Annotated in this window: 11 protein-coding genes and 1 pseudogene; 6 read left to right on the top strand and 6 right to left on the bottom strand. The window is 70.6% G+C overall.

The annotated features are described in order from the left end of the window. Window positions 1-34: 34 nt before the first annotated feature. Entirely contained in the window at window positions 35-613 is a 579-nt protein-coding gene (locus WFM69_RS04800; protein ID WP_337002226.1) for a TetR/AcrR family transcriptional regulator, read from the bottom strand. A 99-nt stretch (window positions 614-712) separates the two neighbouring features. On the opposite strand from WFM69_RS04800, the gene WFM69_RS04795 reads away from it, so the two are divergent. The 4 genes and pseudogenes from WFM69_RS04795 to WFM69_RS04780 all read left to right on the top strand — a co-directional run bounded on the left by WFM69_RS04795 (window position 713) and on the right by WFM69_RS04780 (window position 5,885). After that, a complete protein-coding gene (locus tag WFM69_RS04795) occupies window positions 713-1,750 on the top strand; it encodes an FUSC family protein (RefSeq protein ID WP_337002224.1) in 1,038 nt (345 codons plus the stop codon). A gap of 131 nt (window positions 1,751-1,881) precedes the next feature. Then, window positions 1,882-2,550 (top strand): annotated as a pseudogene (locus tag WFM69_RS04790) (DNA alkylation repair protein). A 45-nt stretch (window positions 2,551-2,595) separates the two neighbouring features. Next, entirely contained in the window at window positions 2,596-3,306 is a 711-nt protein-coding gene (gene deoD / locus WFM69_RS04785; RefSeq protein WP_337002222.1) for a purine-nucleoside phosphorylase, read from the top strand. 44 nt (window positions 3,307-3,350) lie between these two features. After that, entirely contained in the window at window positions 3,351-5,885 is a 2,535-nt protein-coding gene (locus tag WFM69_RS04780) for a DEAD/DEAH box helicase (RefSeq protein WP_337002220.1), read from the top strand. Between the two features lie 4 nt (window positions 5,886-5,889). Here WFM69_RS04780 and WFM69_RS04775 read toward each other — a convergent pair whose 3' ends face one another. The 5 genes from WFM69_RS04775 to WFM69_RS04755 are packed head-to-tail and all read right to left on the bottom strand — an operon-like array spanning window position 5,890 to window position 10,096. Next, the gene (locus WFM69_RS04775) at window positions 5,890-6,279 is read right to left on the bottom strand and encodes a VOC family protein (RefSeq protein ID WP_337002218.1); all 390 of its coding nucleotides are present in this window, start codon (window positions 6,277-6,279) and stop codon (window positions 5,890-5,892) included. A 40-nt stretch (window positions 6,280-6,319) separates the two neighbouring features. Continuing rightward, window positions 6,320-7,351, bottom strand: a complete 1,032-nt coding sequence (locus WFM69_RS04770; protein WP_337002216.1) for an acyltransferase family protein — start codon at window positions 7,349-7,351, stop codon at window positions 6,320-6,322. An 8-nt stretch (window positions 7,352-7,359) separates the two neighbouring features. Further along, window positions 7,360-8,310: a D-alanine--D-alanine ligase family protein gene (locus tag WFM69_RS04765; RefSeq protein ID WP_337002214.1), complete on the bottom strand. Its 951-nt coding sequence runs from the start codon at window positions 8,308-8,310 to the stop codon at window positions 7,360-7,362. Then, the gene (gene alr / locus WFM69_RS04760) at window positions 8,307-9,431 is read right to left on the bottom strand and encodes an alanine racemase (protein ID WP_337002212.1); all 1,125 of its coding nucleotides are present in this window, start codon (window positions 9,429-9,431) and stop codon (window positions 8,307-8,309) included. The genes WFM69_RS04765 and alr overlap by 4 nt, the downstream gene beginning before the upstream one ends. Further along, the gene (locus WFM69_RS04755) at window positions 9,428-10,096 is read right to left on the bottom strand and encodes a M15 family metallopeptidase (protein ID WP_337002209.1); all 669 of its coding nucleotides are present in this window, start codon (window positions 10,094-10,096) and stop codon (window positions 9,428-9,430) included. The genes alr and WFM69_RS04755 overlap by 4 nt, the downstream gene beginning before the upstream one ends. Before the next feature lie 87 nt (window positions 10,097-10,183). Here WFM69_RS04755 and WFM69_RS04750 point away from each other — a divergent pair, with 87 nt between their 5' ends. Both WFM69_RS04750 and WFM69_RS04745 read left to right on the top strand, forming a co-directional pair. Then, complete coding sequence (locus WFM69_RS04750; RefSeq protein ID WP_337002207.1) at window positions 10,184-10,855, top strand: response regulator transcription factor; 672 nt, start codon at window positions 10,184-10,186, stop codon at window positions 10,853-10,855. Between the two features lie 10 nt (window positions 10,856-10,865). Continuing rightward, on the top strand, window positions 10,866-11,945 hold the full coding sequence (locus WFM69_RS04745; RefSeq protein WP_337002205.1) for a sensor histidine kinase: 1,080 nt from the start codon (window positions 10,866-10,868) through the stop codon (window positions 11,943-11,945). The last annotated feature ends 14 nt before the right edge of the window (window positions 11,946-11,959 follow it).

Below are 11,959 nucleotides of genomic sequence, written 5' to 3'. Positions count from 1 at the left end.
AGGGGGCCCTGTGCCGCGTCATTGCGGCGAGGGTTCATCGGGTGAGGATCGTGGAGAGGTAGCGCCAGGACTGGTCGAAGCGCTGGCGGTAGACCTCGGGCGTGTAGTGGGTGAGCTGCAGGAAGAGTCCGTCCATGACGACGAAGACGAGAGCGGTGAATCCGTCGGCGTCGTCGGGAGGGAAGGCACCGGCGGCTGCCCCGTCCGCGTAGGTCTGTCGGACGGCGGCCGCGAGAGTCGACTCGGAGTCGAGGAAGATCTGTCGGAGCTGCTCGCCGCCGGGGCCGTACTCGGTGACGGCGGCCCGGAGGCTGAACTCGGCGAGGTCGGGGCGGTCGCGGTAGTACGCCTCGATGCCGCCGAGGAGGTGCTGCAGTCGGGCGAGCGGCGCCAGCTCGGCGCTGCGTCCGACGAGGTCGTCGAAGTAGGCGGTGTGGTCGACGGCGACCGCGGCGTACACCTCCGCGTACAGCGCCTCCTTACTCGAGAAGTGCGCGTAGAGCGAGGGCGTCTTGATCCCGACGGCCTCGGCGATCTCGCGCAGGCTGGTCTCGGCGTAGCCCTGGCGCGCGAAGATCGTGCGGGCCTCGGCGAGGATCGTCTCTCTGGTCATCTATTGCCTAACGACTATTAGTTAGGCAGAGCGTAGCCCCGGATCTCGCCCCGCCGCAAGAGCCGCAGCGACGGCATCCGCACCACTACCGTTGAGGGCATGCGCATCCCCGCCGCGATCCGCGCCACCAGGCGCTCCCCGCTGCTGCAGGTCGTGAAGTCGGCCGCGGCGACGATCGCCGCGTGGCTCATCGCCGGATGGGTGTTCCCCGCGCAGCTGCCGGTCTTCGCCGCGATCGCCGCACTCCTGGTGGTGCAGCCCAGCGTCAACCAGTCGCTGTCGAAGGCCCTGGAACGCAGCATCGGCGTGATCGCGGGTGTCGTGATCGCGGTCGCGCTGGGCCTGCTCCTGGGGTCGCCGAGCTGGATCGTGCTGCTCGCGATCGTCGTCGCGATGCTGGTGGCGTGGATCTTCCGGGCATCACCCGGCACCGGGAACCAGGTGGCCATCTCGGCCATGCTCGTGCTGGCTCTGGGATCGTCGAGCCCCGAGTACGCGTTCGCGCGCATCGTCGAGACGCTGATCGGCGTCGTGATCGGCATCGTCGTGAACGCCTCGATCGTGCCGCCCGTGCTCGTTGCACCCGCCCGACGGGATGTCGGTCTGCTGGGGCAGGAGCTCGCTGCCAGCCTGGACCGGCTCGCCGCAGCGCTGCCCGAACCGCAGACGCCCGCGAAGCTGCAGGAGCTGATGCTGGAGGTGCGGCTGCTGCGACCCATGAGGGACGCGGCCGATGCCTCGATCGCGGCGGGCGAGGAGTCGCTCACCCTGAATCCGCGACGTTCCACGCACCGTGCGGACCTGCGCGAGATGCGTGCGCTCCTCGACCGACTGTCGCCGATCGTGACGCAGACGATCGGCATGACCCGCGCCTACTTCGACCACTACGACGACACGCTCGGCGAGGAGCCCGCGGTGGCCGCGATCGCCGAGCAGCTGCGGAGAGCCGGACACGATGTGCGGCTGGCCGTGCAGGTCGCCGAGGCCTCGCCCGACCCGGAGACGCGGACGTCGGCGATCCCCGCACTCACCGCGCCGCTCGTGATCCGTCCGCCGTCGTCGCAGCACTGGATCCTGATCGGCTCCCTCATGGAGGACCTCCGTCGCATCCGCGGCGAACTCCTCGACGAAGACTGACCGCATCTCCCGCGGGCGCGAACCACCCCCCTCCGTGCGAGCCACCCCTCTGCGTCGGTGCGGAAGGGGGTGGGTCGGGCGGAAGGGGGTGGGTCGGGCAGCAGGGGGTCGGGCGCGGATACCCTGGTGACATGTCGGACATGAGCGTCGAAGAAGCGCAGAGCGAGCTCACTGCGCTGGAGGATCCGAAGATGCGCGCGGCCAACGAGAAGCGCGGCGACGACCACGGCATCAACCTCAGCCGCATGCGCGCGCTGGCCAAGAGGATCAAGACCGACCAGCCCCTTGCACAGCAGCTCTGGGCGACGGGAGACACGGCCGCCCGCCTGCTCGCCCTGCTCATCTGCCGCCCCCGCGACTTCACCGCCGACGAACTCGACGCGATGCTGCGCGAGACGCGCCCGCCCAAGGTCAACGACTGATTCGTGAACTACGTCGTCAAGAAGACCCCGCTCGCCGAGGAGCTGCGGCTGCGCTGGTTCGACGACGCCGACCCGACAGTCGCCGCGGCGGCCTGGTCACTCACGACCGTGCGGGTGATGAAAGACGCGGACGGCCTCGACCTGCCGCACCTGCTCGATCTGATCGACCGTGACCTGAAGGACGCCCCGCCGCGACTGCAGTGGGCGATGAACGAGACGCTCGCGAACATCGGCATCTTCCATCCGAACTTGCGCGCCCGGGCGCTCGAGATCGGCGAACGCCTGCAGGTCCTGGCCGACTACCCCACCGCGCCGGGCTGCACCTCGCCCTTCGCGCCGCTCTGGATCGGCGAGATCGTGCGGCGCCGCGAAGGCTGAGCGCGGGCGGGCACACGGCCCCGCGGCGCTGATTACGCTGGGGCCATGAGCACGCACATCGCCGCAGAGCCCGGTCAGATCGCCCCCATCGTCCTGTTCCCCGGCGATCCGCTGCGGGCGAAGTGGATCGCCGAGACCTTCCTCGACGACGCCGAGCTGTACTCCGAGACGCGGGGGATGCTCGGCTTCACGGGCACGTGGGAAGGGCATCGCGTCTCGGTGCAGGGCTCCGGCATGGGGCAGCCGTCGATGGCGATCTACGCCAACGAGCTCTTCGACGCGTACGGCGTGCAGACCATCGTGCGCGTCGGCTCGTGCGGCGCACTGACCGAGCGCGTGAAGATCCGCGACATCATCATCGCGAACGGTGCGAGCACCGACTCGGGCATCAACCGGGTCCGCTTCCACGGTCTCGACTACGCCCCTGTGGCCGACTTCTCGCTGCTGCGCGCCGCGGTCGAGGCGAGCGAGGCAGAGCCGACGGAGTCGACCGTGCACGTGGGTCAGCTGTTCTCGAGCGATCAGTTCTACAGCACCCGTCCCGAGCTGACGGAGCCGTTCGTGCAGCACGGCATCCTGGGCGTCGAGATGGAGGCCGCCGGTCTCTACACGCTCGCCGCGTACTACGGGCGACGCGCCCTCGCCATCTGCACGGTGTCGGACCACATCGTCACGGGCGAGGAGACCACCGCTCGGGAGCGTGAGCAGACGTTCGGCGACATGATCCGCATCGCCCTGCGCGCCGCGACCGCGTGATCGCCGGGCGATGCCGCGGGACGGGATGGGATGATCGAAGCACCATGAACTCCACACCGCGGCTCGATCCCGCCCTCGTTCCGGACGCCGCGGACCCGGACACCGTCTACCTCGCGTTCGTCGAATGGGCGGAGTCGACGGGCATCAGCCTCTACCCCACGCAGGACGAGGCGGTCATCGAGATCGTCTTGGGCAACAACCTCATCCTGTCCACGCCCACCGGCACCGGGAAGTCGCTCGTCGCGATCGGCGCGCACTTCGCCGCCCTCGTCGCAGGCCGTCGCAGCTACTACACCGCCCCGATCAAGGCGCTCGTGAGCGAGAAGTTCTTCTCCCTCGTCGATGTCTTCGGAGCCGAGAACGTGGGCATGGTCACGGGCGACTCCTCGGTCAACGCGGATGCCCCGATCATCTGCTGCACGGCCGAGATCCTGGCGAACCTGTCGCTGCGCCAGGGCACGGATGCCGACGTCGGCCAGGTGGTGATGGACGAGTTCCACTTCTACGCCGACCCCGACCGCGGGTGGGCGTGGCAGGTGCCGCTGCTCGAGCTGCCGCAGGCGCAGTTCATCCTGATGTCGGCGACGCTCGGCGACGTGACCGAGCTCGCGGCCGACCTCACCCGTCGCACCGGACGCGAGACGGCGACCGTCACCGGTGTCGAGCGACCGGTCCCGCTGCACTTCTTCTACGAGACCACGCCGATCCACGAGACGATCGACGATCTGCTGAACACGGGGCAGGCGCCGATCTACATCGTGCACTTCTCCCAGGCGGCGGCGATGGAGCGGGCGCAGGCACTGTCCAGCACCAAGGTCGCCACGCGCGAGCAGCGCGACGAGATCGCCGCGCTGATCGCCGAGTTCCGCTTCACGACCGCTTTCGGCAAGACGCTCTCACGTTTCCTTCGGGCCGGGATCGGTGTGCATCACGCCGGCATGCTGCCGAAGTACCGGCGGCTGGTCGAGCAGCTCGCCCAGCGCGGACTGCTGCGCGTCATCTGCGGCACCGACACCCTCGGCGTCGGCATCAACGTGCCGATCCGCACGGTGCTCCTCACGGCCCTCACCAAGTTCGACGGCACACGGATGCGGCAGCTGAACGCCCGCGAGTTCCACCAGATCGCCGGTCGCGCCGGGCGGGCCGGCTACGACACGGCGGGCACTGTCGTCGCCCAGGCCCCGGAGCACGAGAGCGAGAACGCCGCGGCCGTGAAGAAGGCCGGCGACGACCCGAAGAAGAAGCGCAAGATCGTGCGCAAGAAGGCACCCGATGGGTTCGTGTCGTGGGGCGAGCCCTCGTTCCGCAAGCTCATCGACGCGGTGCCGGAGACGCTGACCTCGCACATGCAGATCACGAGCGCCATGATGCTCAACGTGATCGCGCGGGGCGGCGACGTGTTCGCGAATATGCGCGCGCTGGTATACGACAACCACGAGCCGCGGAAGCGCCAGCGCGAGCTCGCCCTCCGCGCCATCGGCATCTACCGCACGCTCCGCGAATCGGGCATCGTCGAGAAGACGCCGGACGGCGGCATCCGACTCACGGTCGACCTGCAGCCGAACTTCGCGCTGAACCAGCCGCTCTCCCCCTTCGCCCTCGCCGCGTTCGAGCTGCTCGACCCGGATCCGTCCGCCGGCACCGGGACCGGCAGCTACGCGCTCGACATGATCTCGATCGTCGAGTCGACCCTCGACGATCCGCGTGCCGTGCTCAGCCAGCAGGAGTTCCTGGCGCGCGGCGAAGCGGTCGCCGCGATGAAGTCGGAGGGCATCGAGTACGACGAACGCATGGAGCTGCTCGAGCAGATCACGTATCCGAAGCCGCTCGACGAGCTGCTCACGGCCGCGTTCGAGACGTTCAGCTCCGCCCAGCCGTGGATTCGCGACTTCGAGCTGCACCCGAAGTCGGTCGTGCGCGACATGTACGAGCGGGCCATGTCGTTCGGGGAATATGTCGCGTACTACAAGATCGCGCGCTCCGAGGGCGTGGTGCTGCGCTACCTCTCCGACGCCTACCGTGCCGCGTCGCAGACCATCCCGGAGGAGCTGAAGGACGAGGACCTGCGCGACCTCATCGAATGGCTCGGCGAACTGGTCCGCCAGGTCGACTCCAGCCTGCTCGACGAGTGGGAGGAGCTGATCGCCGGCGTCGACAACGGCACGTTCGACCGGCACGGCGACGACGAGCCGATCGTGCCGCCCGCGCCGAAGCGCCTCACGAGCAACATCCGCGCGTTCCGCATCCTGGTGCGCAACGAACTGTTCCGTCGGGTGCAGCTCGCGGCGCGGGAGGATGTCGCCGCGCTGGCCGAGCTCGATACGGCATTCGGCGACTACGCGTGGTCCGATGCTCTCGACGGCTACTTCGCCGACCACGACGAGATCCTCACCGGAGCGGATGCCCGCAGCTCGAAGCTGCTGATCCTCACGGAAGGCCCGACCTCCTGGACCGCCCGGCAGATCTTCGACGACCCGGCAGGCGATCACGACTGGGGCATCTCGGCGACGATCGACCTGGCCGCATCCGACGAGGCCGGTCAGGCCGTCGTCACCGTCACCGGGGTGGATCGGCTGTAGCGCCTCAGGCCTGCATGACAGCGAGCACGTTGCCCGCCGGGTCGCGGAACCACGCGATGTCCGGACCGCGTCCGTCTCCGCGCACGATGCCGCGCGAGTCGGACGGGAACTCGTCGTCGCCGTAGATCTTCGTGTTCACGCCGCGGGCGATGAGCTCGTCCACCGCGGCGTCGACATCCGCGACCGGGAAGTTGAGGATCGTGAAGCTCGCCGGGGTGTGATTCGGTTTCGCGTACACGAGGATCGACCCGCCGCTGGGGAGCCGCAGGTCGAGGAACCCCATCGCATTGACCTCGACGTCGAGCCCGAGGGTCGTGCCGTAGAACTCTTTCGCGGCGTCGATGTCGTCGACGCTGAAACCGCTGAATGCGTTGTCCACTGTGAAGGCCGCCATGACTCCAGCATCCGCCGTCTGCGGGCGGTTGTCGAGGCCTTCACCGTGCGATGCGGATCGTCAGGCGATCGGTCACCCGCAGCGGGTCGAACAGCGCCCCCAGCCGGACCCGCACGAGCAGCGCGTGGAGCGCCAGACACGTCGCGATCACCAGCGCCGTCAGCACGATCGGTCCAACCGCCTCGACCACCGGAGTGGTCCGCCATCCCGTCGCCCGCAGCCCCGCGTCGAGGAGCGCGAGCGGCATCATGTGCAGCACGTAGATCGGCAGGGTGCGCCGACCGATCCAGCGCAGCAGACGCGCCAGCACCCCCGCGAACCGATCGACGAGCACGCTGACCGCCACCCCGAACGCCACCGCGATCAACGCCAGGACGGGCCACACCCCGGGCAGCAACCGGATGCCGAGCACTGACACCAGCGCGAGGGCACCGACGTAGACCGCGGCCAGCACGGCGGCGACGCCCGGGCGCGGCACAGCGGCGAAGCGCTCCACGATCGCGCGCAGCCGCAGCCCGACGAGGAAGAAGAACACGTTCTGCACCAGCTGCCACAGGTTGCCGAGGTCGGGGATCACCCCGGCTCCGGCGGCCGCGGCGACCACGAACGCGAGCGGCAGCACCACCGCGGTCGGCACAGCGCGGGTCAGCCGTCCGACCACGAGATACACGGCGAGCGCGAGCAGGTACCAGAGATTCGTCGGGCTGACCGTCAGTTGGGCGAGCAGCTGCCATCCGTCGCTCGCGTGCGCGGTGTCGAAATCCGGCGTCAGCGCGAGGACGGCCGTCTGGATGAGCACCCAGACCACGTAGAGCAGTGCGAGTCGGGTGGCCCGCCGCCGCCAGGAGCCGCCATCGCTGTCGAGCACCGCGCGGGCCGCGAACACCCCGGAGACGAGGAAGAACAGCGGGATGCGCAGCGGCAGCAGCTGGGCGTTCAGCATCACCCAGGCATCCGTCACCGGGCCCGCGCCCGGGCTGTGGATCGCGACCTTCGTGACCACATGCCAGAGCACCACCAGGATGATGCAGAGGCCCTTCGCCACGTCGGGCCAGCCGACGCGAGAGGGCACCCGCCCGCTCACACCGCCGCGCGCACGAGGCGCGACACCAGGTCGACATAGGTCACGCCGGCGGCCGCGAACATCCGCGGCGCCTGCGAGGCGGCCGTCAGCCCCGGCATGGTGTTGACCTCGTTCAGCACCGGCCCGCGCTCGGTGAGGAAGAAGTCCATGCGTGCCACACCGTCGCAGCCGAGCGCGTCGAACACGGCGATCGCGGCCCGTTTCAGGGCGGCGGTCTCGGCCGGGTCGAGCTGCGCCGGCACCGTGAAACGCGCACTGCCGTCGTACTTGGCGGCCGTGTCGAACAGCCCCGTCGCGTGGATCTCCAGCGGCGGCGCCGCCCACCGGATGCCGCCCTTCTCGCGCAACACCGCCACGTCGACCTCGCGCCCCCGCACGACCTCCTCCACGAGGATCCTGCGGTCGAAGCGCGCCGCCTCCCGCAGCGCCGCGAGCAGCTCCCCCTCCTCGGTGACCAGGCTCACCCCGTGGCTCGATCCGGCCGACACCGGCTTGACCACCACGGGGCCGTCGAACTCGACGTCGCCGATGTCGTCCGCCGCGATCAGCCGACCGCGGGCGGTGCCGAGTCCGACGGCCTGCGCCACCAGCTTTGTGGTCCACTTGTCCATGCCGATCGCTCCCGCGCGCAGGCCCGATCCCACCACACGCACCCCGGCGAGCGCGCACAGGGCGGCGAGGGCGCCATCCTCCCCGAGGGCACCGTGCACCGCGGGGAAGACCACGTCGGTGCGGGTGAGCAGCGGCAGCGCGAGTGCGAGCGACTCGGCGACCGATCCCCCGTGCGGGCGCCCGTCGATGCGCCACATCCCCTCGCGGTCGATCGTCGCGCAGGTGACGTCGTGGTCGCTCATGCGCAGGGCCGCGGCGACCGCGGCCGCCGACGCCAGCGACACCTCGTGCTCGGCATTCTGCCCGCCGCCGATCACCAGCACTCTCGTCGTCATGCCACGCTCCTCTGCACGCGCGGACCGATGCCGGTGACGACGGTGTGCGGGATGCTGTCCGCCCAGCGCGCCCACTCCTGCACGCTCGGCACCGCGCCGCCCTCCGGACCGAACACGGTCGCGACCGTGCCCCGCGGGAAGGCCGCCGAACCCGTGTCGACCACGATCTGATCCATCGACACCCTCCCCACGATCGGATGCCGCGTCCCCCCGATCTCGACGCCCGCTCCCGGGCGCAGCTCGCGCGGGATGCCGTCGGCGTACCCCACACCGACCACGCAGAGGTGGGTGTCGACCTCGGTGTGGTGTGTGCCCCCGTAGCCGACGGCGGTGCTCGCGGGCGCGAACGCGCTGTGCACCACGGGCGCGGTCCACCGGGCGGCACCCGTCAGCGCGGTCCGCTCGGAGGGGTCGATGCCGACGAGCCCCGCGCCGATCCGCACCATACCGAAGTGCGTCGCCGGATCGGTCAGCGCGCCCGCCGTGGCCGCGAGGTGCACGATCACCGGCCCGAGGCCTGCCCGCAGCACGGCATCCCGCCCCTGACGCATGCGCAGCACGGCCGCAGTGTTCGCCACCGGGTCCCCCTCATCCGCGCGCGGCAGGTGCCCCATCACCCCCACCACCTCGACGCGGCCCCGCCCGGCGCGGGCGAGCCGGAACAGCTCGGGCCACTCCTCGAGCGGGCAGCCGCCGCGCGCCATGCCGGTGTCCAGATGCAGGTGCACGCGCACGGGTTCATCGGCGTCCGCGATCAGCTCGCGCAGTTCCCCCGGCGAGCCGACCGCGATGTCGATGCGGTGCGCGGCCGCCGCGGCAGCGTCGACACCGGAGGGATTCAGCCACGACAGTATCGGCACGGTCAGGCCGGCATCGCGCAGCGCCACGGCCTCGGCGACCTCGGTCACCCCCAGCCATTCCGCTCCGGCGTCGACCGCGGCCTGGGCGACGGTCGCAGCGCCGTGCCCGTAGCCGTCGGCTTTGACCACGGCCATGATCGGCACCGAGACGGCCTCCTGCACGCGCCGCAGGTTCTCGGCGACGGCGGCGGGAAGGGTCTGCAGCGTCGGCGCGTGCAGCCGGGTGCGGGCGGTGCTCTCGCGGGTGAGAAGGGGGATCATCGCTTCGTCCTCGGGTCCTGGGTCGGGTCGGCGAGCATCTCGGGGCAGCCGTCGTCGACCGCCTCGGGACGCAGCTCGTAGTGCCACGATTCGTTGGCGTAGATCTGGCAGAGGCCGTAGCGCCATCCGCGCTGCACGAGCCAGTCGAGGGCGGGGAGCGGGCCGAGGTCGAACGCGTCCCCGGTGACGTGCTCGGAGGTCTCCGGGGTGGCGACCCACCGGCGCGCCTCGCTCTCGGAGCCGTACTGCACGATCGCGTCCTGCAGCATCCGCTCCTGCAGCGCCGGAGAGCGCCAGCCGCTGTTCACACGCAGGGTCACGCCGTCGCGCTCGGCGTCGGAAGCCGCGCGCTGGAGCGCGGCGAGCAGGGCCGGGTCGAGGTTGCCCACGGCGACCCTGTCGACGTCGAAGACCGTCGGCTGGTCGCCGTCGCGGATCACGCCGTCGGCCTCGCTCGGGACGCCGACGGAGCCGGAGATCCGGTCGGCCGGGGATGTGCCCGCGGCCGGGGACGGACGGCTCCCCGGGGTCGCGGCGAACGCGACGGACAGCGACTGCTGCACCGCGAACACGAGGATGACGATCGCCGCGAGCGCGACCGCGGCGATGGCGATCCGTCGTCGGCGGCGTGCTCTCGACGGGCGGGGGTGGGTGGGGGTGTTCATGCTCCCAGTGAAGGAGCGCGGCCGTTGCCGGGGCGTATGCGCTTTTTCATACGATGCCGATATACCGCTGTGCGTAGGATCACAGCCATGCGTGTACTGATCGTCGAGGACGAGCCCTACCTCGCCGAAGCGGTACGCGATGGACTGCGCCTGGAGGCGATCGCTGCCGACATCGCGGGCGACGGCGACACCGCCCTGGAACTGCTCAGCATCAACGCCTACGACATCGCCGTGCTCGACCGCGACGTGCCGGGACCCTCCGGCGACGACATCGCCCGGTGGATCGTGGCATCCGGCAGCGGCATCCCGATCCTGATGCTCACGGCAGCCGATCGCCTCGACGACAAGGCGACGGGCTTCGAGCTCGGTGCCGACGACTACCTCACCAAGCCGTTCGAGCTGCGGGAGCTGGTGCTGCGTCTGCGTGCCCTCGACCGCCGCCGTCAACGCCACAGGCCACCGGTGCTGGAGGTCGCGGGGCTCCGACTCGATCCGTTCCGCCGCGAGGTCTACCGCGACGACCGCTACGTGGCGCTCACCCGCAAGCAGTTCGCCGTGCTCGAGGTGCTGGTCGACGCGGAGGGCGGCGTGGTCAGCGCCGAGGAGCTGCTCGAGCGCGCCTGGGACGAGAACGCCGACCCGTTCACGAACGCCGTGCGCATCACGGTCTCCTCGTTGCGCAAGCGCCTGGGCGAGCCGTGGCTGATCCTCACCGTCCCCGGTGTCGGATACCGGATCGGGACGGATGCGGATGCGTAGGCGCCGCGGGATGAGCGCCCGCCTCAAGCTCACCCTCAGCTACGCCGCGGTCGTGGTGGTGTCGGGCGGGCTGCTGCTGGGCGCGGTCGCCGCCTATCTGCTGCGGTACGTGCCCGACGTGCAGATCGACGCCGGCTTCTTCGTGCCGAACCGCTCCGACCTGATCCGGGCGTTCGTGCCCGTGGCGGCGACGGTCATGGTGGTGCTGCTCGCGCTGGGCCTCGGTGCCGGATGGCTGCTCGCCGGACGGATGCTGGCGCCGCTGGAGCGCATCGGCAATGCCGCCCGACTCGCCGCGCAGGGGTCGCTGTCGCACCGGGTCGCTCTGGAGGGACCGCGCGACGAGTTCCGCGATCTCGCCGACGTGTTCGACTCGATGCTGGAGCAGCTGGAGGCGCACATCGCCGAGCAGCAGCGGTTCGCCGCGAACGCCTCGCACGAGCTGCGCACGCCCCTGGCGATCTCGCAGACGCTCCTGGAGGTCGCGCGTGACGATCCGGATCGCGACGTGGATGCGCTGATCGCCCGGCTGCGGGAGGTCAACACCCGCGCGATCGATCTGACCGAGGCGCTGCTGCTGCTGAGCCGTGCAGACCGACGCACGTTCCCGCGCGAGATCGTCGACCTCTCCCTGCTCGCCGAGGAGGCCGTCGAGGCGCTGGTGCCGCTCGCCGACCGGCGCGGGGTCGCGGTGGAGGTGGGCGGGGCGCCGGCCCCGGTGCTCGGATCGTCGGCGCTCCTGCCGCAGCTGGTCACGAACCTCGTGCTCAACGCGATCGTGCACAACCTGTCATCCGGCGGCGCCGTGGCGGTGCGCACGCACTCCATGCCGCATGCCGTGGCGCTGGTGGTCGAGAACACGGGCGAGCATCTTCCCGCGCATCGCGTGGCCACGCTCGTCGAGCCGTTCCAGCGCGGGGCCGAGCGCACCCGCGGCGACGATCATGCCGGGGCCGGACTCGGACTCGCGATCGTCGACCGCATCGCCCAGGCGCACGGCGGCACCCTGGTGCTGACCCCGCGCCAGGACGGTGGACTGATCGCGACAGTGTGGCTGCCGCATCCGTATCCGCCCGGCCTCGGTTCCTGACCCGCCTCGCCACG

Origin of the sequence: Microbacterium sp. LB12, assembly GCF_037150835.1 — a bacterium.
In the GTDB taxonomy this organism is placed as follows: Bacteria; Actinomycetota; Actinomycetes; order Actinomycetales; family Microbacteriaceae; genus Microbacterium.
This window is presented reverse-complemented; position numbering and strand designations above follow the sequence as displayed.